The 20,064-nt window shown below is 54.8% G+C and carries 17 protein-coding genes and 1 tRNA gene; 10 read left to right on the top strand and 8 right to left on the bottom strand.

The features are described 5' to 3' along the window. Positions 1–30: 30 nt before the first annotated feature. The 3 genes from Q0O07_RS08770 to Q0O07_RS08760 are packed head-to-tail and all read right to left on the bottom strand — an operon-like array spanning position 31 to position 1,899. Positions 31–981 carry a TraB/GumN family protein gene (locus Q0O07_RS08770; RefSeq protein WP_295492603.1) on the bottom strand — a complete coding sequence of 317 codons (951 nt, stop codon included), beginning with the start codon at positions 979–981 and terminating at the stop codon, positions 31–33. A 56-nt stretch (positions 982–1,037) separates the two neighbouring features. Next, complete coding sequence (locus Q0O07_RS08765) at positions 1,038–1,694, bottom strand: hypothetical protein (protein ID WP_295492601.1); 657 nt, start codon at positions 1,692–1,694, stop codon at positions 1,038–1,040. After that, positions 1,687–1,899, bottom strand: a complete 213-nt coding sequence (locus Q0O07_RS08760) for a helix-turn-helix transcriptional regulator (RefSeq protein WP_295492599.1) — start codon at positions 1,897–1,899, stop codon at positions 1,687–1,689. The genes Q0O07_RS08765 and Q0O07_RS08760 overlap by 8 nt, the downstream gene beginning before the upstream one ends. A 155-nt stretch (positions 1,900–2,054) precedes the next feature. Here Q0O07_RS08760 and Q0O07_RS08755 point away from each other — a divergent pair, with 155 nt between their 5' ends. The 8 genes from Q0O07_RS08755 to Q0O07_RS08720 all read left to right on the top strand — a co-directional run bounded on the left by Q0O07_RS08755 (position 2,055) and on the right by Q0O07_RS08720 (position 10,731). Further along, positions 2,055–2,972, top strand: coding sequence for a glycine--tRNA ligase subunit alpha (locus Q0O07_RS08755; RefSeq protein WP_295492628.1), 918 nt, complete (start codon positions 2,055–2,057; stop codon positions 2,970–2,972). A gap of 166 nt (positions 2,973–3,138) precedes the next feature. Continuing rightward, positions 3,139–5,343 carry a glycine--tRNA ligase subunit beta gene (gene glyS / locus Q0O07_RS08750; protein WP_295492597.1) on the top strand — a complete coding sequence of 735 codons (2,205 nt, stop codon included), beginning with the start codon at positions 3,139–3,141 and terminating at the stop codon, positions 5,341–5,343. Positions 5,344–5,451: 108 nt separating this feature from the next. After that, on the top strand, positions 5,452–5,979 hold the full coding sequence (locus tag Q0O07_RS08745; protein WP_295492595.1) for a cytochrome b/b6 domain-containing protein: 528 nt from the start codon (positions 5,452–5,454) through the stop codon (positions 5,977–5,979). 83 nt (positions 5,980–6,062) lie between these two features. Next, the gene (gene ppdK, locus Q0O07_RS08740) at positions 6,063–8,723 is read left to right on the top strand and encodes a pyruvate, phosphate dikinase (RefSeq protein ID WP_295492593.1); all 2,661 of its coding nucleotides are present in this window, start codon (positions 6,063–6,065) and stop codon (positions 8,721–8,723) included. A 36-nt stretch (positions 8,724–8,759) separates the two neighbouring features. Next, positions 8,760–9,335: a DUF1214 domain-containing protein gene (locus Q0O07_RS08735; protein WP_295492591.1), complete on the top strand. Its 576-nt coding sequence runs from the start codon at positions 8,760–8,762 to the stop codon at positions 9,333–9,335. Then, entirely contained in the window at positions 9,332–9,853 is a 522-nt protein-coding gene (locus tag Q0O07_RS08730) for a DUF1254 domain-containing protein (RefSeq protein ID WP_295492590.1), read from the top strand. Before Q0O07_RS08735 ends, Q0O07_RS08730 begins: the two co-directional genes overlap by 4 nt. 56 nt (positions 9,854–9,909) lie before the next feature. After that, positions 9,910–9,986: transfer RNA gene (locus Q0O07_RS08725), tRNA-Arg, on the top strand. A gap of 448 nt (positions 9,987–10,434) precedes the next feature. Further along, entirely contained in the window at positions 10,435–10,731 is a 297-nt protein-coding gene (locus Q0O07_RS08720; protein ID WP_295492589.1) for a hypothetical protein, read from the top strand. A gap of 523 nt (positions 10,732–11,254) precedes the next feature. Here the strand turns inward: Q0O07_RS08720 and Q0O07_RS08715 are convergent. From Q0O07_RS08715 to Q0O07_RS08695, 5 genes are read right to left on the bottom strand one after another with little or no spacing between them, the layout of a single operon-like run. Continuing rightward, positions 11,255–11,917, bottom strand: coding sequence for a TetR/AcrR family transcriptional regulator (locus Q0O07_RS08715; protein ID WP_295492588.1), 663 nt, complete (start codon positions 11,915–11,917; stop codon positions 11,255–11,257). A 12-nt stretch (positions 11,918–11,929) separates the two neighbouring features. Then, a complete protein-coding gene (locus Q0O07_RS08710) occupies positions 11,930–12,220 on the bottom strand; it encodes a putative quinol monooxygenase (protein WP_295492587.1) in 291 nt (96 codons plus the stop codon). Between the two features lie 4 nt (positions 12,221–12,224). Further along, the gene (locus tag Q0O07_RS08705; protein WP_295492586.1) at positions 12,225–13,862 is read right to left on the bottom strand and encodes a class I adenylate-forming enzyme family protein; all 1,638 of its coding nucleotides are present in this window, start codon (positions 13,860–13,862) and stop codon (positions 12,225–12,227) included. After that, the gene (locus Q0O07_RS08700) at positions 13,859–14,149 is read right to left on the bottom strand and encodes an antibiotic biosynthesis monooxygenase (protein ID WP_295492585.1); all 291 of its coding nucleotides are present in this window, start codon (positions 14,147–14,149) and stop codon (positions 13,859–13,861) included. Before Q0O07_RS08700 ends, Q0O07_RS08705 begins: the two co-directional genes overlap by 4 nt. A gap of 2 nt (positions 14,150–14,151) precedes the next feature. After that, entirely contained in the window at positions 14,152–15,504 is a 1,353-nt protein-coding gene (locus Q0O07_RS08695) for an aromatic ring-hydroxylating dioxygenase subunit alpha (RefSeq protein ID WP_295492584.1), read from the bottom strand. A gap of 156 nt (positions 15,505–15,660) precedes the next feature. On the opposite strand from Q0O07_RS08695, the gene Q0O07_RS08690 reads away from it, so the two are divergent. Both Q0O07_RS08690 and Q0O07_RS08685 read left to right on the top strand, forming a co-directional pair. Beyond that, complete coding sequence (locus Q0O07_RS08690; RefSeq protein ID WP_295492583.1) at positions 15,661–18,129, top strand: TonB-dependent receptor; 2,469 nt, start codon at positions 15,661–15,663, stop codon at positions 18,127–18,129. A gap of 113 nt (positions 18,130–18,242) precedes the next feature. Continuing rightward, the gene (locus tag Q0O07_RS08685; protein WP_295492582.1) at positions 18,243–20,045 is read left to right on the top strand and encodes a PQQ-binding-like beta-propeller repeat protein; all 1,803 of its coding nucleotides are present in this window, start codon (positions 18,243–18,245) and stop codon (positions 20,043–20,045) included. Positions 20,046–20,064 lie beyond the last annotated feature (19 nt).

Here is a 20,064-nt window from a genome sequence, read left to right as displayed (position 1 = left end):
CCGACCTTCGCTTATCTTACACATCAAAGCTTAATAGGCCACCCGTGTTGCAGTGAGGCCATAGGCCGGAAGCAAGGCCTGAACACTTGTTGCGCCAGCCAGATGGCCTGCGCCAACCGCGATGAACGTCACGCCCGGCCTGTCCATCTTGGTCGAAATCCATTTCGCCCAATTGGCATTCCGCTTGGTCAGTAGCGCATCGTATAATATCCGGCTGGTCATCCCTTCATTCATAAGTTGGGCAAGGCTTTCGGTGTCCGCTGATCCCCACATGTCGACCATTTTATCCATCATGCTGGTGGTATCATCAATCATCTTTGCCGTTTCGACCAAAAATGCAATTTGCTCGGCCTCGGGCAGGGTATCGAACACCCCAAGCTGAAATTCCATAGTTTCAAGTCCAGCAATTGGCTTGTTGCTGACCTTCGCCGCCGCCGTCAGTTGTTTTTCAACGCCGCTATTGGGGTCAAAGCCGGATTTTTGCAATGCTAGCACGGACAGAGTGATCCCCGCCGCCCATGGCTCAAACGGGTCGAAAGCGGGCGCGGGAATGCCAAGCTTGCCCATCGCCGCGTCATACATCGCACGGTCCGCATCCTTCATTTTGGAGCGCAAGGTCTTGCCCTGTTGATCCATCGCCAGCTTGCCAAACAAGGCTTGGGCCTCTGCCGCAGGCGGCTCGACCAGTTCCAATACCAATTGGTCTGAACTATCAAAAGCCGTCTTTACGCCATCATCAAACCAGCCAAGACCTGGCTTTAAGATATGGATGCTTCCGAACAGGTAAATGGTCGTGTCTTCGTCCTTAATCACCCACAAGGCAGGATCGACGTCCTTGAGCGCAGGCGCCGCCTTGACGGGATCAAGCGCGGTGACCGATGCCGGAGCTTCGGTTGGCGTTGTCTGCGCCGCAACGGGCGCTGCCCATATTAATGCGCAAGTCGCAGTGGCGGCTAATAAGGACTTCAAAGTAATGCGCATCGATATTCTCCTTTAAATATAGGTGAAAGTATAATTCGACGTTATTGGACCGGTAGTTAGAGGTATTTTTTCCAGAACCAGACTGTTGTCCAGACTAATGAAAAGGTTAGGTAAATGGCAACACCATTAGGTTCGGGCAAAAGTCCCCCGCGCCACAACAGCCACCACAATGGTGTGAGGAATAAAAAGGCGTAAGCTGCGTAATAGCCGCCATCGCGATAGGCAGATTCTTCCATTTCGTCGACGGCGTAGCGATGCCAATACCATGTAATTGCAGGGACAATAACTAAGAGAACGAACACAAATGCCAACGCAATGTTTGTCGGCAGCGGACTATTGCTGAAAATTGTTACTGCCTCGGCACTCCCTCTGCCTTCGAACATGATGGGTAAGCCGATGCCCATGATCCAGCCGAGAAAAATGCAGCCTGACAAAATATAGCGCCTCCGCCGTTCGCGCGGCGTTAAATTTTCACCGGACACTTTCCCTGCCTTTGCATTTTGCCAAGTCCTGTAACCGAGGCCAATGATACCAAGAATGGCCGCGGCGAATATCGCGGCTGCGATTCCGTTAAAGGCCCTGCCGCCTTCGTTTTGATAATGGACCGAAAAACCTGCAATAAAGCCCGATATCATAACGATACCCAGCGCAGCTAGCATGATCCATATGGGCCGCCTTAAGCCGCTATTTTGACCTTCATTTGGATCAAACATGTTCCCCTCCGTCAAATCCGTCATCGAAAATCTCCTCGATCGGCAAGTCAAACAGCCGTGAAATCTTGAACGCCAGCGGCAGCGACGGGTCATATTTCCCCGTTTCAATCGCATTCACCGCCTGACGCGACACATCGAGCTGCTCGCCCAAATCGGCCTGACTCCAATTGCGCATCGCGCGCAGCACTTTGAGCTGGTTTTTCATGTCAGGTTCCAGTGTCTTTGTGTCATGGAAACCTGACTATGCCGATTCGCGCATAATGTCAACAACACCTTACATAATGCTATGCAAGACTGACAAAAACCCGTGCGCTTATGCATAACCTTGATTTAGCCGCCTATCTCCGCCAATGGCTGGCCATGTCCGACGTTGCGCCACTAAGTTTTCAGGATTTAATCCTCACTCTCCATGATTATTGGGGTAAGCAAGGCTGTGCGATATTGCAGCCTTATGACATGGAAATGGGCGCTGGCACATTCCACACGGCGACGACCCTGCGCGCGTTGGGGCCGGACCCATGGAACGCCGCCTTTGTGCAGCCATCGCGCCGCCCAACCGATGGGCGCTATGGCGAAAACCCCAACCGGCTGGGCGCTTATTATCAATATCAGGTGATTTTGAAACCAAGCCCGCCCAATCTGCAGGAGCTTTATCTTGGCTCGTTAAAGGCCATTGGCATTGACCCATTGCTCCACGACATCCGCTTTGTCGAAGATGACTGGGAAAGCCCGACGCTGGGCGCATGGGGCCTTGGCTGGGAAATATGGTGCGACGGTATGGAGGTAACTCAGTTCACCTATTTTCAGCAAATGGGTGGCTTTGACTGCAAACCGGTTTCGGGCGAGCTGACTTATGGTCTGGAACGGCTGGCGATGTATATCCAGAACAAGGACAGCATTTTCGACCTTGTGTATAACAACGCCACGGCGGATCGTCCGGCGGTGACTTATGGGGACATTTTCCGCGAAAATGAGCGGCAGATGAGCACTTATCATTTCGAAGTCGCCGACACCGACATGTTGTTTGATGCGTTCAAAAAAGCGACGGCGGAATGCGAGAGCTGCCTGCAACATGGCTTACCCATTCCCGCTTATGAACAAGCGATTAAGGCGAGCCATATCTTCAACGTGCTTCAGGCGCGCGGCGTCATTTCCGTGCAGGAACGCGCCAGCTATATGGGCCGCGTCCGCGACCTTGCCAAAGGCAGTTGCCAGGCATGGATGGATAAAAATGCCCCCGACTGGAACAGTCGCCATCCAAGTTGGCGCGCGGCGTGATTCAGACCATCGCCCCGTCAACGCATAATGTGTCATCCCCGCGAAGGCGGGGATCCATGGCCTGCACTTTAAGTTTACGTAACAAGGGTGGCTTGGGTGAACAGGGTCGACCATGGATTCCCGCATGCGCGGGAATGACAATGGCTTTGGTCGACGGGGATTTAATATGACCGACTTCCTGCTTGAACTGCGCTCCGAAGAAATCCCTGCGCGGATGCAATTAAAGGCCAAGGAAGATTTGGCTCGCCTGTTTAACGATGCATTGGCCAAGGCTGGGCTTGCGGCGGCGTCGGTGGAAACCTTCGCCACGCCGCGCCGCCTTGCGTTAATCGCGACCGGATTGCCGCTGGCGACCGAGGCTGTGTCCGAAGAAACCAAAGGGCCAAAGGTCGGCGCGCCGCCGCAGGCGATGGAGGGGTTCTTGCGCAAAACCGGCCTTTCGCAAGACCAGTTGGTCGAACGCGATGGCGTCTATTACGCGGTGGTGGAAAAGGCAGGGCGTCAGACGGCCGATGTTCTGGCAGAGGCGATCCCCGCGATCATCCGTGCCTTCCCATGGCCCAAATCGCAACGCTGGGGCGCGGCGTCGGTCTCGACCGAAAGCCTGCGTTGGGTCCGTCCATTGCAGGGCATCGTCGCTTTGTTGGGCGACGCAGTCGTGCATTGCGACGTTGATGGCATTGTGAGCGGCGCCGAGACGATGGGGCATCGCTTCCATCACAGCGGCGTTGTTACCATCGGCAATGCAGGCGATTATATTGAGAAGCTGCGCGCGGCCCATGTTCTGGTTCATTTTTCCGAACGCTGCCGCATCATTCGTGACGGTGCGAAGGCGGCGGCAGAGGCCGCTGGCCTGACTTTGGTGGAAGATGAAGGCCTAGTCATCGAAAATGCGGGCCTGACCGAATGGCCTGTGCCGATGCTTGGCCGCTTCGACGCCGCCTTTCTCGACGTGCCGCAAGAGGTCATTCAATTGACCGCGCGCGTGAACCAGAAATATTTTGTGTGCCATGATGCAGCGGGCAGACTGGCCAATGCATTTGTCTGCACCGCAAATATCGATGCGCATGACAATGGGGCGGCGATTGTTGCGGGTAATGAAAAGGTATTAGCCGCGCGTCTGTCCGATGCGAAATTCTTCTGGGAACAGGATTTAAAGGTCGCGCTGGAGAAACAGGCCGAAAAACTTAAGGACATTGTCTTCCACGAAAAGCTTGGAACGCTTGCCGAGCGCGTGGAACGAATTGCGAGGCTCGCACGCTGGTTAGTGGACACGGGCGTTGTGAAGGGTGCCGATCCTGATCTGGTTGAGCGCGCAGCACGTCTCTGCAAAGTTGACCTTGTTACGGGCATGGTCGGAGAATTTCCCGAGCTTCAAGGTCTTATGGGTGCTTATTATGCCGCCGCGCAAGGTGAGGCACCCGAAGTAGTCGCGGCCATCCGTGATCATTATAAGCCCGTTGGGCAGGGTAATGAGGTGCCGACTGCGCCTGTCACTGTTGCTGTGTGTTTAGCTGAGAAGTTCGACACTTTGGTAGGGTTCTTCTTTGCAGATTTGAAGCCATCAGGCTCGAAGGACCCATTTGCTCTCAGGCGCGCGGCCATTGCAGTGGTTGCAACAATTTTAGAGAACAATCTTCGGCTTAATCTGCGACATTGCCATGTTCAGGCTACTCAACATCTCGTTTTTGATAAAATTCAGCGGGAAATCGAAGGTAGGGCATCAAATTTCACTAGGGTGCTGCGGGATGAAAACATTGAAATTCATCGCGCGGAAGATTTATTCAGGGCACGAGCAGTACAGAAGACGATAGACCTGGAGCTGGAGGATATCTTCGACAAGCCTGCCATAAAGGTGTCGTCAGAACTGGGCGCGTTTTTTGTTGATCGCCTCAAAGTCCAACAACGCGAAGCAGGCGTGCGGCATGACTTGATTGATGCGGTGTTTAGCCTGGGTGGTGAGGATGATCTTGTCCGGCTGCTGGCGCGGGTGAAGGCGTTGCAGGCCTATATCACGACCGCTGAGGGTGCGAACCTGTTGGCGGCGTATAAGCGTGCGGCGAATATATTGAAGCAGGCTGACGGCGTTGATGCGGCTGCACCTGCGCCGGCCGACTTGGTGACGGAGGAGCTTGCCCTCCTGACCGCCCTCAACACCGCTGAACCCAAGGCCGCAGCCGCCTTGTCGGTCGAAGATTTCGAAGGCGCAATGGCGGCATTGGCCAGTTTACGTGCACCTATTGATGCCTTTTTTGAAGGCGTCATGGTCAACGATCCCGACCCAGCCAAGCGCGCCTTTCGTTTGGGCTTACTCGCGCGGTTCCGCGATGCGGTCACCCAAGTGGCCGATTTTTCGAAGATTGAGGGATAGGGTCGGGCGTCACGCTGAACAAGTTCAGCAGGGCGGCGCGTGATCTAAATCAATGCCATCGGGGCCGAATGGGCGTTTGGCGTGTTTCCTGTCGAAAGGAACATACATATGGCCGTCATGCACCGCATCCGCATTTTTCACGCCTTTCTCGCGCTGAGCGTATTGGGGGCCTATTTTTCGGGCGAAATGGGCCTTGTCCATGCGTGGCTGGGCTATGGCGTGGCGGCCTTGATATTATTCCGGCTGATTTGGGCGTTGAGCGGCGCGCCGCAATTGGGGCTTGCGCGTTTCCACCCCTCGTTCAAGGATTTGCACCTAAAAGGTATCATGACCCATCCGGCCATTAGCCAAGTCCTGCTGGCGGGAATCGCTATTTCCGTGATTGGCGCAACGGGCACGGGTATCATGATGGACAAGGGGCGCGCGTTGCAGCCAAGCGCGCTTAGTTCCTTTTCCCTTTCGGGTGAAAATGCACGCGAGGGCCGCGAAGATGAATCCGGCGAAATGACCGAAGAAGCGCATGAATATCTCGCAAATCTGGCGGTTGCGCTGGTCGTATTGCACGTCTTGTATCTGCTCTCTTTCAAATGGCCTTTGGCGCGCTTCATGTTATTCGCCAATAAATCCGGAAAATAACCGCCCTGCGGACTTGACTCCAATGCGCTGCACTGCACAACGGCGGCCAAGCAATAAAGCCAAGTAAAAGGAATGGCTGCGGGATGACCCAATATGTATATCGGTTCGGTGGCGGTGTGTCGGACGGCGACGAAACCGTTCGCGGCAATAAAAATATCTTGGGCGGTAAGGGCGCGAATCTGGATGGCATGGCGTCGATTGGCTTGCCTGTCCCCCCAGGCTTCACGATCACGACCGAAATGTGCGCGGCTTATTATACCAATGGCCAAAGCTTCCCCGACAGTGTCCGCGCCGAAGTCGCCCATGGCCTTGCCCATATTGAGCAGGTAACGGGCAAATCCTTTGGCGATCCCGCCAATCCGTTGTTGGTGTCGGTGCGTTCGGGCGCGCGGGTGTCGATGCCGGGAATGATGGATACGGTGTTGAACTTGGGGCTGAATGACCAGACGGTCGAAGGGCTGGCCGCTTCGTCGGGTGATGCGCGCTTTGCGTGGGACAGCTATCGCCGCTTCATTCAAATGTATGCTGATGTGGTGTTGGAATTGGATCATGGCGCGTTTGAAGAGGCGTTGGAGATCGCGAAGGAAGATCGCGGTTTCTACCTTGATACCGAATTGTCCGCTGATGACCTAAAGGCGTTGGTGGCCGAATATAAGCGCCTTGTCGCTGCCGAATGGGGCAAGCCATTTCCGCAAGATGTGCATGACCAATTATGGGGCGCGGTCGGCGCGGTGTTTGGATCATGGGAATCAGATCGGGCAAAGGTCTATCGCCGCCTGAACAATATTCCGGGCGACTGGGGCACTGCGGTCAATGTGCAGGCAATGGTCTTTGGCAATATGGGCGAAACGTCGGCGACGGGCGTGGCCTTTACCCGCGATCCGGCGACGGGCGAGAACGCCTTTTACGGCGAATATCTGATCAATGCGCAGGGCGAGGATGTTGTCGCAGGGATACGCACCCCGCAATATCTGACCAAGGCGGCACGGGAACGCGCAGGCGCAAAGCCGCTGTCGATGGAAGAGGCGATGCCGACGGTTTATGCCGAACTGGCGCGCGTGTTCGACATTCTTGAAACGCATTATCGCGATATGCAGGATATTGAATTCACCGTTGAGCGGGAGAAATTGTGGATGCTGCAAACCCGTTCGGGCAAGCGCACCGCCAAGGCCGCCTTGAAAATCGCCGTCGATATGGCCCAATCTGGCATGATCACCACCGATGAGGCGGTGTTGCGCATTGATCCGATGGCGCTGGACCAGTTGTTGCACCCAACGCTGGATCCGCAAGCGTCACGCGACGTGCTGACCTCTGGCCTGCCAGCGTCACCGGGCGCGGCATCGGGCGAAATTGTCTTTGATGCCGATACTGCCGAACGGTTCAGCGAATTGGGCAAGGCGGTTATATTGGTCCGTATCGAAACCAGCCCTGAGGATATTCACGGTATGCACGCCGCCAAGGGCATTTTGACCGCGCGCGGCGGGATGACCAGCCATGCTGCCGTTGTCGCACGCGGCATGGGGCGGCCTTGCGTATCGGGCGCAGGCAGCCTTCAGATTGACGCAGCGGCCAAAGTTTTGCGCATATCAGGGCGGACCTTGAAAGAGGGCGACATCATCACATTGGATGGGTCAACCGGCGAAGTGATGGCGGGCGAAGTGCCGACGATCCAACCTGAATTGGTGGGTGATTTCGGGACGTTGATGGTCTGGGCCGATGCGGGTCGCCGCATGAAGGTCCGCGCCAATGCCGAAACCCCGTCCGACGCGCAAACCGCGCGCGATTTCGGGGCGGAGGGCATTGGCCTGTGCCGGACGGAGCATATGTTCTTTGACGCCGCCCGCATTACTGCGGTGCGCCAGATGATATTGGCCGATGATGAAAAGGGCCGCCGCGTCGCGCTCGACAAGTTATTGCCCGAACAGCGCAAGGATTTTGCCGCAATTTTCGAAGTCATGGCGGGCCTGCCCGTTACCATTCGTTTGTTGGACCCACCCTTGCATGAATTCTTGCCGCATCAGGAAAGCGAATTTGCCGAGGTTGCGGCAGCCGCGGGCGTAGGTGTTGAGGTTTTGAAACAACGCGCGTCCGAACTGCATGAATTCAACCCCATGCTTGGCCACCGTGGATGCCGTTTGGGTGTCACTTATCCCGAAATCTACGAGATGCAGGCGCGGGCCATTTTTGAGGCCGCGTGCAGCCTTGCCGTCGCACCTGTGCCCGAAATCATGATCCCGCTCGTCGGCACGCGCCACGAGTTGGAATTGATGAAGGACGTCGTCGACAAGGCCGCAGAAGCGGTCTTTGCCGAACAGGGTAAGCGGATTGAATATCTTGTCGGCACGATGATCGAACTGCCCCGCGCGGCGTTGATGGCCGATGAAATTGCCGAAGTCGGCAGCTTCTTCAGCTTTGGCACCAATGACCTGACGCAAACCACCTTGGGTGTCAGTCGCGATGACGCCGCACGCTTCCTGACGCATTATGTCGACAAGGGCATTTACGCCCGCGACCCCTTTGTCAGCCTAGATGTCGAAGGCGTTGGCCAATTGATCGAGATCGCCGTGCATAAGGGCCGCGCAACGCGTCCTGATATCAAATTGGGCATTTGCGGCGAACATGGCGGCGATCCGGCGTCGATCACTTTTTGCGAAAAGGTCGGCCTCGATTATGTCAGCGCCTCACCCTATCGTGTGCCGATTGCGCGTTTGGCGGCGGCGCAGGCGGCGTTGGCACGTCGGTAAAAAGGGCGTTTAGGGTCAGGCGCGGGAGGAAGCCGAATGAAAACGTGGCATAGATATGTCATATGTGTCGCATTGGGCCTAATCGGCGGCGCGGCTTATGCTGTGCAGCTAGTGCGCGGCGGATTGAACGATGGTCTTGTCTCCAGCGGACCATGGGAGACGGGAAAAAGCTTCGGCACAGTGGATGCTAGCACGCTCACCCGTGCCAAGGTCGCTTTGTCCGGCCTACTGGCCTTGCCCGCCAAAGAGGCGATGTATTTCACCGCCACCCGCGATAGCAATGGCCGCGCGCTTGACGGGCGCTGCACCTATGACGTGCGCGGTGGAACGCTTGATGGCCGCTGGTGGAGCGTGACGTTATATGAAGGCGAAGGTTGGCTTGTGAAAAACGCCGCCAAGCGTTGGTCCATCCCTGCCAGCGCGGTAACCACGGACGCGCAAGGGCGCTGGTCGTTCACCGTGTCGCCAGATACGCAATCCGGCAGTTGGCTGCCAACGGGGTCGGTGGAGGCATTTGACCTAACCTTGCGTCTCTATCACCCGTCGGCTGATATCATCAAAAGCCCTGAGACAGCGCAAATGCCGGCTATCGACCGCAAGGGATGTGCATGATGCGGCGCTGGATCTTTCCGATATTGGCGGGCGGCCTTATGGCATTTGGGGCCTATCAGGCGACATTGCTGGCCACGCCTTACGCGTTGATGCAGGCCGCGTTGATGAAAGTCGGCAAGCAAGGGCCAGCCAACCAGTTTGCCTTTGCGCCAATGACGACGGCGGATAATCAGACCATCGTTAGGCCAAGCCCAGATCTTTCTTACTCTACCTGCGTTTTTGATGTGTCCAAAGGACCCGTGCTGGTTGATGTGCAGCCTGTGCCGGGCCATTATTGGTCAGTGAGCATATTCGATGCCCGCACTGATGTGGCCGCGGTACGCAGCGACAGGGACACCAAAGGCAAAGCCGCGCGGCTAGCCCTTGTGAAAGCGGGGCAGACGGCGCCAGCAGGTTATGAACCCGTGCGCGTCGGCTATGACAGGGGATTAGTGCTGATCCGCATACTCGTCGCCCCAGCGAGCACCTTCCCAACGATCGACGCCATCCGCCAGAAATCGACCTGCAAGCAGGTTTGAAGGTCAAAATAGCTATTGCACATGCGGCCCGCCGTCCCTAATAGCGGCGTTCCAGTGCACCCGTAGCTCAGCTGGATAGAGCATCAGACTACGAATCTGAGGGCCGGGCGTTCGAATCGCTCCGGGTGCACCATTTACCCTCTCTTTGTTAATGTGCGTTCGCGGCGTGGCCAGTTCCATGTCTAATCCGCAGCATGATGTCGTTCACGCAGAGGCGCAGAGGACGCAGAGGGGCAAAGGACTTCCAATGTGAAAACTACACATCCCTCTCCCCTTGCGGGAGAGGATACGTAGCCTTGGCCGCGAAGCGGCCTAGGCGCAGTTGGTGAGGGGTTCCAACCTGTGGGCCGCACCCTACGCCAAAGCCCATCTACCAGACGACGATGCAATTTATCGCACAAAGACGCAAAGATACGAAGAAGCGCCCGACTAATCCGTTGTCCTCTATAGCTATTTCGGGGATGACGCACCTGTGACCGTCATTCCTCCGTGATTCCGGAGGGGCCGACGGTAATTCTGTTGGTAGATCGTCATAAAAGGCGCACAACGCTTTAGCATTTCGGGAACCAAGGAAGAGACAAATGAAAAATTTAGTGGTTCACGCTTGGAATTTCATATTCAACAGCGACGTTAGTCCGCTCCGGCATATTCCAGATGTCTCAACGCGGCATTATGTTCTGCAAGCCTTAGGCGCCATGTGGGTTCTCGCGATCAGCCTTGCCTTTGGAAGCTATACATTCTTTGCTTTCAATCTGATCGGTCATATCGTTTTAATCGGTGCGGCAGCGATTACGATTGCGACCTATACAACGGCAACTTTCAAACCAAGCGTCTTTGGCACAGGATCGGGACGCAGAGCCGATGGGGAACATGAGTGAGTCTGGAATTACGGATTGACGCCGACAGGTGGGTAACCCCCAAAAAACCCATCACCAAAATTGCCGTCGCCCCAGCGCAGGCTGGTGCCCATCATTTGTGTATGGGGAGGCCGACAGGCGCGATAGGCCCCAGCCTACGCTGGGGCGACCATAATTCCGCTCAAAGACCCGTCGTCCCTGCAATTGACATGTATCGAATTTTCGCTAACCTGCTCTGATTGCACGTGTTTTCGCCATAGTTGATCGGGGTATTTCGGATCATGTTACGCAGCAAGGCAATAGCGGACGCAATGCAGGGCTGTGTCGGCGAAGGATAATTCCAATGAAAAATTTTTTACAGGGATTTTTACAGGGATTTCGCCACGAATTGTGCAGAGAGGCCAAGATCATCCCCCCGGCCTCTCTCCTTATCGGCGGGGCTTTAGCGATATGCGTGTTGGTAAACTAACTGACCTTGGTCGCCACGAAAGACACGCTTTTTTTCTCGCCCGCGACCGAATTCCGGTGACAATTGCATCACCCCCTAATCAGCGGGCGGTTTCAACTCTTGGATCTGCCGTTCAAGATTGGTCAGTAATGGTTCCACCATCGCTTCATCCAGCCCATGGACCAGCCGGTTGATAGCCATGCCTTCAATCGTTTGCTGCGACAACGCAAGTGCAAGATCGAAATTCGTTCGGTTTTTCTGCCATTCGGGGAAGGCCTCGATGGACAGGGCATATCGCCGCTCGCGAAATTCGGCCTGTGCAGGTTCGAGTATCTGGGCCAGCCCCTGATCGGTCCGCGCGGCAATCGACAGTTCGTGGAATGCGGTAAAGCTCGAGCTGGAAAGCTGGTTCCAATAGGTCCGAACGACTTCGTGGACACCCCGGCTGTCCATATCGCCGGTGCGCCGAATCGCCCGCAGTCGCTTATCATTTAGCTCGGCGATCACGGCACGCATCAACGCTTCGCCATTTTCAAAATGATGGAGCATCGCACCGCGAGATAGACCGGCCTCTGCCGCGACGCGTAAAGTGGTCGTTTTCGAATAGCCAAATTTCACGATGCAACGAATGGCACCTTCTATCAGCCGCTTCTTGGTCTGAGCACTTTTGAGCCATTGCTGCGTTGGCGGCGCAGGCGCGACTCCAGTAACGGCTCGTTTGCTTGAGTCGGTGTGTTGCAATTTAGGCAGGATTTTCATGTTCACTGTTCGTCAGACGGCTTCGTGAAAGCTCAGGACCATATCTTGCGCCAGACAGTCAAGGATTGGCGGAACAAGACGATCGTGGAAGTCGATGCCCATGTGATAATCAAATGCCGCTTCGGATTTGAACGTCGCGATACAGAAATAAGTAAAGGGTTCGTCTGCCGCCTTGAACAATTCATAGACTTCGCAATCTGGTTCATGGGCCTGGACAAGTTGCCGCAGTTCGGTCTGCAACGCTTCGAGATCGGCGGCTTTTTCGGGCTTGGCTACCAGTTTTGCGATGAATGATTTACGCATAAAGTTAGTCTTTCTTGAGTTTGGCGACAAGCATGTCGCGCAGGCGGAATTTCTGAATTTTGGAGGCTGACATCGGCCATTCGGTCACAAAGCAGACATGACGAGGCAGTTTGAAGCCGGCTAGCTTGCCGGTGCAATGTGCGATCAATTCTGCCTCGCTGGTGTTAGTGCCGTCAGCCAACTCGACAAAGGCCGCCGGTACCTCGACATAGCGGGGGTGCGGAATGCCGGTGACTTGCGCCAACTTGACTGCAGGATGCGACTGAAGTACCGCTTCAATCTCTGCTGCAGCCACATTCTCTCCACCGACTTTTAGCATGTCCTTGGTTCGGCCGTGAAACATGATCTGCCCCTGCGCATCAAATGAACCGATGTCGCCTGTATGGAACCAACCATCTGCGTCAATGACTTCGGCAGTTTTTTCTGGGGCATTATAATAGCCGGCAAGCATATTCGGCCCGCGCGCGACGATTTCACCCTTTTCATCACAGCCACAAACTTTGCCGGTTTCGATGTCAACGATCCGGACTTCCCATTCATCAAGAGGTACTCCCAGCCTCCAGCCGCGGGCTTCCCATGGGTCTGTCGTCCTGCTTGTGCAAATCGTGCCGGAGCCTTCGGTTAGGCCATAGGTGCCCACCATGATCGTGTGCGGCATGGCTTTGACCATCGCATCTCTGATCCAGTCTGGCTGCACACCCAAATTGGCATTCATCAGGCGGACGCTGGACAGATCCGTTTTGGTAAAATGGGGATGTTCGATCAGATCCTGCATGATGGTTACAAAGCATGGATATGCGTGCGTGGCTTTTTCCGTTTCCAGCATGGACAGCGCGACACCGGCATCGAAATTCGGGATTGTCAGGTAAGCGCCGCCAATATCGAGAATGGACACCAGAGGTAGAATCCCGGCGATGTGAAAAATGGGCAAGGGCGACCAGAATCTGTCGCCCGGCTGCATTTCGTAGCGCAGGCCCAGATTGCGGCTATTTCCGACAATCCCCCGGTGGCGGATTAGGCAGCCCTTTGGATTGGCTGTTGTCCCAGATGTATAGAGGATCATGGCTATGCTTTGGGGATCAACCGCGTCGATCCGAGCATCAATCTCTTGGGAGATTTGCGTAGGTAGCGGTTGGACGGCTAGCGCCGAGGCTGCCGACACTAAGCTTGCCGGACAAGGCTCGTCGACACAGATAATTGACCGGAGGTTAGGCGCTTCTTCCAGTGACAAATTTTCTGGATCTGGTGCGGCAGCGAGCGATGGGAGCGCTGCCATCAGCCGCTCACTGAAATCAAGCGCGTCAGCCACGCGGCCTGTGGTGATCAGGCAAACCAAGTCCGCATCTCTGACAAGAAATGCAAGCTCTCCGGGCTGGTATCGCGCGTTCACGGGGACAGCAACGGCTCCGGCCATCGCAATGCCGAACAGCACTTCTACAAATTCAGGGCGGGTTGTCAGCAAGATGCCCACATGATCGCCCGGCTGAACGCCCCGCGCGATAAGCGCCGCCGCCCAAAGCCGTGCTCTGTCATTCAAATCAGCATAGCTGGTTCGCTTGTCGGGGAAGATAAGAGCCATCTCTTGCGGGCGGAGAGAGGCTCCGTTCCGCAACAGCTCACCCAGAGTGTAAATATGCGTCATGGCGCTATCGGAAGCAGATATTCACGGACATATGTTCCATCTATACACTCAATCATGGTTGTTATGATGTCCGTGCTCGCGGGGTTGGCCTGATGGGCTTGATCAGCAGCTTCATCCACAAAGCTTTCAAAAACCGCGAAAGTATGCGGCGCATCAAGGCGATAAAATTTATATGCCAAGGTTCCGATTTCTTCGGCAGCGTTCATTTCCATTTGTGGAATGAGCGACAAGAATTCTGCTTCTCGGTCTGCCTTGACGTTAAAGCGTGAAAGGAAGGTCCAGCTCATTTTCAAATCTCTCCATCAATATATCGGTCAAGCTCTGCGTGGAAGTGGCGCAGCCTTGCTTCCTGCTCGCTCCAAATCGGCCCGCGGAATCCGCGCGAGCGCGACCCTTTTTGAACAATTGGTAATAGCTCGGAATCCTGATCCAAAACCTGTCCAAGATTAGGCGGCTCGCCAAGTGGAACGCGTTCGATCTCAGGGCGGGTCATCCCCGTTGTATCCGTCCCATCGGCCAACCCCATCCAAGCAGGTGGGCCATAGCCCGGTGCGTCAACATGCGCGAAAAGAATGCAGGTGTCGTAAGTGAACCGGTTCGCATCTTCTGGATGCGGCAGGAACCGATGGATGAATACGGCTTCAGGGTGACAACCAATCTGCACATTAGGAAATATGCCATAAATGGTTGAATCGCTTAATTGGGTATCACTGAATTTGTCATATTCGAGACCAAAACGCTTAGCGCGTTCGCGCTTTGCAACTTGGATTGCGGCGCGGCTGTCTTGGGCGGTGCCTTCAAATGAATCTGGATCAATGCCTGCATCGCGCAGCATCATCTTAATGCCGTCATTCACGGTTATCTGGTCAGGGAACCGGGGCGATGGTTGTCCAAATGGCACGAACTGACGGCTCATTCCGTTGGGATAGAGGTCGATCTGTGTGCGGTCATCCATGACACCTTGTGTTTCAGGATGAACAGCGTGAAGGTGGTAGATCTCATAAAAGGCATCCACGCCGCCTTTCCAATTCGCGGCCCATTCAGTTTGCTTATGCTGAATAACATTCATCGCGCCAATATCGTAGGTCTCTAGCTGCTCCGCCACGGGACCAAGCCATGCGCGTAGTGCCGGCAGCTTGTCTGAAAGAGATATGAAGGCAAGGCCAGCTACCTCTTCGCACCGGACTGAGGTAAGATTGCGGTCATGGCACAGAGTTTCAGGATGAAAGGAGAATTCGTCCGTCACTTTTGTATTGGTGCCATCTAGGTCGAATTGCCAGCTGTGGAAGGGGCAGGTAAAATTCCCGACCGAACCGAAATCGGCTAGGATCAACTGGCTCCCTCTATGGGGGCACACATTATAATGCGCCTTTAAGCTGCCATCCTCTTGCCGGACCACAATGAAGCTCTCATCGGCAATGTCGAATCGGATAAAATCGCCATCGTCGCGAAGGTCACTTGTCGGGCCAGCGAGCAACCAGCTTTGGGTCCACATCCGGTTCCATTCAGCGTCCTTATAGTCAGCGCCATGGTAACGTTTCGGGTCAGGCCGCCCAGTTCCGTTCTCTATTCTAGGCGCCCGATCATTGAATGGATGATGCGCGCCGGTATGAATATCCCAGAGCCGAAAATCGAAACTCATTAACTGACCTCCTTTTGCTATCGGACCGTATAATGGCACGGTTTTAGAAAAAAACAAACATGATTGATTGTTATTTTGATATGTGGCAGACCTTAAGAATCGAGTGGTGCAAAAGCAAAAAACAACCGCTTGAATGAAATTGGAGGGAACTATCTAATGGTTAGTAAAATTTTCACGCGCGGCTTAGGCACAGGTTTAGTGCTGGCGCTTGCAACACCTGCTTTTGCACAGACGACGGAAGTCACTTCAGACGAGACTGGCCTGTCAGAGATCATTGTCACCGCGACGCGGCGCGACTCCAATCTCCAGACGACACCGATTGCAATCACCGCAGTCGACCAAACCATCATCGAGCAGGCAAGCCCTGACAATATCGGCGATCTTGCGTCTTTTGTTCCTAACTTCTCCGCCGCAAAGATAACTGGCTTCAATGCAGCCTCCTTCGCGATGCGTGGCGTTGGGCAGAATAACATCATCGTTTATTTTGAGCCGTCCGTGCTGGTAACTGTTGACGACTTTGTCATGGCCAGCGTTCAAACGCAGTTGTTGGATACCTTTGATGTGCAGCAAGTTGAAGTGTTGCGCGGACCGCAAGGTACATTGTTCGGCAAGAACGCAATCGGCGGCGCTGTGACAGTGAAAACAAAGCGGCCAGATCTCTCCAGTTTTGGAGCTGAGTTCCGCCTCGCGGCCGGTAGCTTTAAGTCTTACAGCGGCAACGCAGCAGTCAATATTCCAATCATCCAAGACCAACTCGCATTGCGCCTTGTTGGCGGATATGAATATTCGGACGGTTTCGTGCGCAACGGCGCTTGCTATGGTCCGGTTGGAACCTTTTTAACGACACCACCGGCGTTGCCCGCAACCACGGCGAAATTTGTTGGCCGGTCGGGTTGTGGCGATGGCAGCCGCGTGGGCGGCGCAGATGTCTATAATTTGCGTGCCAAATTGCTTTGGGAGCCATCAGACAATTTTGATGCCTTGCTGCAATATGAAATGATCCGCGATAGTTCGGAAACGCCTGCGACAGTGAATGAAACGCCTGTCAATGGCGGCGGCCGTTTCTTCTTGTTCGATGCCCTGAATGTTGGTTCGCGCGGCAACAAGAACACTGACCCCCTTAACAATGGAGGCGTGTCGAACCGTCAAGATGGTCTGATGCGGATGCAGGATGGCCATGTCGTAAATGTCGATGGCGTCTACCTCAACATGAACCTGGATGTCGGAATGGGCACGTTCACGTCAATCACCGGTTGGCGCAGCCAGCGTTCGCGCTTGCCGAACACCTACACCGGTCAGGCTCCAGTAGCTGCAGACGGTTCGGTTCTGTCTCTGTTCGATGCCACGCGCGATGACGACCGCAAGACTTGGCAGCAAGAATTGCGCTTTGCCTCAGACCTAGGTGGTGCATTTGATTTTGTTGCTGGCGGCTTCTACCAAAGGGACGAAGCTGATTTCTGCGTAAACCAGTTGCTTGGCTTCCTTGATCTTACGGGCGGTCCTCTGCCCTTCGGTGCCTGGAACAATTCGCCTTATCTTTTGTGCAACGCGCAAAAGGCGAAATCGACAGCTGTGTTTGCCGAGGGCACTTTCAAGGTAAATGACAAGCTTTCACTCACAGCGGGCGGTCGCTACACTTGGGAACGCAAAACGTGGCGCGGTCGCCAGCAGGTATTCATACCGGCATTGGGCGGGGCGTTTGATCCAAGCATCAAAATCGAGCAGCCTCTTGATGCGAGTGTTTACAACTATAAAGCTGGCGTCGTCACCGTGCGCGCAAGCGATAATGAGCCGACTTATCGGTTCTCCGCTTCCTATAAGGCCAGTGAAGATACGTTCTTGTATGCGACCTATTCTCATGGTTTCAAGGGCGGCGGCTTCAACGACCAGATCGGTGGCTTCGGGCCGTTTGGGACTGACTTGGCGGCATTTGCCAAAGCATCCGCTGCGACAAAACCGGAGAAGGCCGATAGCTATGAGGCTGGTGTAAAGACTCAGTTCCTGGACAACCGCGCGCGGCTTAACCTGACCGGTTTCTGGGTGGATTATAGCGATCTGCAAAAGCAGATTGTTGTGCCCATCGTTGTCAATGGCCAGCCTAATCAGGTCACACGTTTCTTCAACGCAGCAAGCGCCCGGGTAAAGGGCCTTGAGGCAGAGGCAACACTGATCCCAACCGATGGGCTTACCCTTCGCGGCGTTCTTGGCTATCAAGATGCGAAGTACCGGAAATATGCAACGCCGATACCCGCAGGCTATGATCTGTCGAAAGCTCCGATGGACCGTGCACCTAAATGGCAATGGTCCGTCGATGGGACTTATTCAACACCAGTCAGCGGCAATCTGAAATTGGCAGTAAATGCCAATGTTAGCTATGTCGGGCAGAACCTGTTTACGCAGTCGATTGCCGATGTGCGGGATAACACCTTCCTGCGTGCTCGGACTTTGCTGAATGGGTCGATCACCCTTACCGATTTGGACGATAAATATTCGCTCCGTCTCGTTGGCAAGAACCTGACCGATAAGCGTTATGAAACCGCTAGCCAAGTTGTTGGTGGTTTGTGGACATTCACGCTCTACGGTCCGCCGCGCTATTTTGGCGTTGAAGCTGGCGCGAAGTTCTAAAGAGAAGCGAGGATAAGGTTATGCGACGCAGTTGGATCGGATTGGTTTTAGCTGCGTCGCTTGCCTTGTCAGGGTGTAGTGAACCATCTGCTGACAAGGTCGGCGGGGAAAGAATGACTTCGACTGACGAAATGCAGTCGCGAGATGGCCCAGCCATCGATGTAGAGAAGCATCCCGGAAAGGGCCTGTTTCAAGAAAATTGCGCCGCCTGCCATAATGGTGGCGTGCCCAAAGCACCTCAGCAGGTCTGGCTTGAAATGATGGCCCCGGACGCTATCCTGGCTTCCATGAATGGCGGGATAATGAGCCAGCAGGCCGCCAAACTTTCGCCTCTGCAACGCCTGCAGATTGCAGAATATCTGACCCGCACATCACTTGCAGATTACAAGGCACCTGCGCCGCCTGCTTCATGCAATGCGCAGTTTGCGCGGTTTGACACGGCATCGCTGCCCGCGAAGACGGGCTGGGGGCATGATAACAGAAGATATATTTCGTCCCAACAAGCAGGTTTGACCAAGGAACAAGTCCCGCAGCTAAAGCTGAAATGGGCGTTCGCTTATCCAAAGGCCCAAAGGGCGAGGTCTCAGCCATCCATCGGCTGGGGCGCGGTGTTTGTGGGAAGCCAAGACGGTACAGTGTACGCGTTTGATCTCGAAACAGGCTGTATGCGTTGGTCTTTCCGGGCATCCGCTGAAGTGCGAACCGCTGTCGTTATAGATCCTGAGACAAAGCGGCTATATTTCGGGGATGTGCTGGCCCGCATGTATGCTCTTGATGCGATGACGGGTAAGCTCGTTTGGAAGGCGAAAATGGATGACCATTCAAACGCAACGATCACAGGAACGCCCACCATTGGAGGCGGGCAGATCTTCGTTCCTGTCTCGTCACTGGAAGTAACCGCTGCTGCCGATCCAAATTATGCATGCTGCACTTTTAGGGGTTCGGTCGTGGCACTTAATGCCAAGTCGGGTTCCGTCAATTGGCGGCATTATAGTGTTACCGCTCCGGGCGTTCGTTATGGCAAGACCAAAGTTGGAACGGATATTATCGGGCCATCGGGCGCTCCAATTTGGAATAGCCCTACTTTTGATGCGGCAACAAACCGTGTCTATTTCGGATCGGGAGAGAATTACTCTTCCCCTGCTGATGGGAATAGCGACGCCGTGTTTGCTGTAAATGCAAAAACGGGTAAACGGATTTGGGTGACCCAGCTGACCAAAGGCGATGCCTGGAATGTGGGTTGCATGATAGGCAATGACAATTGCCCCAAGGAAAATGGCCCCGATCTCGATGTGGCGGCTTCCGTGCTTGTTGTGCCAATAGGTGGCGGAAAAAACATGATCGTTGCTGGACAGAAATCGGCGGATGTCTATGGCCTTGACCCGGATACGGGGAAGACTGTGTGGAAAACGACCCTTGGCCATGGCGGAACGCAGGGTGGCGTTCATTTTGGAATGGCAGCCCAAGGGCGTCTTGTTTACGTTCCAATTAATGACATGGAAGATACGAAAGACGGCCGCGTTTATAGTGCAAAGCTACGCGGGGCCGGTATCCACGCAATCGATGCTGCAAATGGCCGTGTATTTTGGAAGTCAAAAGCAGATAATATTTGCGGCAATCGGGAAAACTGTGATCCCGGCATTTCCGCGGCCGTTACGGCTTTGAACGGATTTGTCTTCGCGGGGCATCTTGATGGTCGCTTTAGGGCCTATGACAGCCGTTCGGGTAAAGCCATATGGACTGTGGATACAACATTGCCTGTACAGACGATTTCAGGTTCGACAGCGAGGGGCGGGGGCATGAGCGGCCCGGGTGCGACAGTGGCCAATGGCCATGTCGTCGTCAATTCTGGCTATGGTCTTTATTACCATATGCCGGGTAACCTTCTCATGGTCTTCACGCCGGGCGGCAAGTAATCGTGGCCGCGATGGGCCA

It is taken from the genome of Sphingorhabdus sp. EL138 (genome assembly GCF_945890115.1).
Lineage (GTDB): Bacteria > Pseudomonadota > Alphaproteobacteria > Sphingomonadales > Sphingomonadaceae > Sphingorhabdus_B.
The sequence above is the reverse complement of the archived record's forward strand: the minus strand, read 5'-3'. Positions and strand labels throughout refer to the sequence as shown.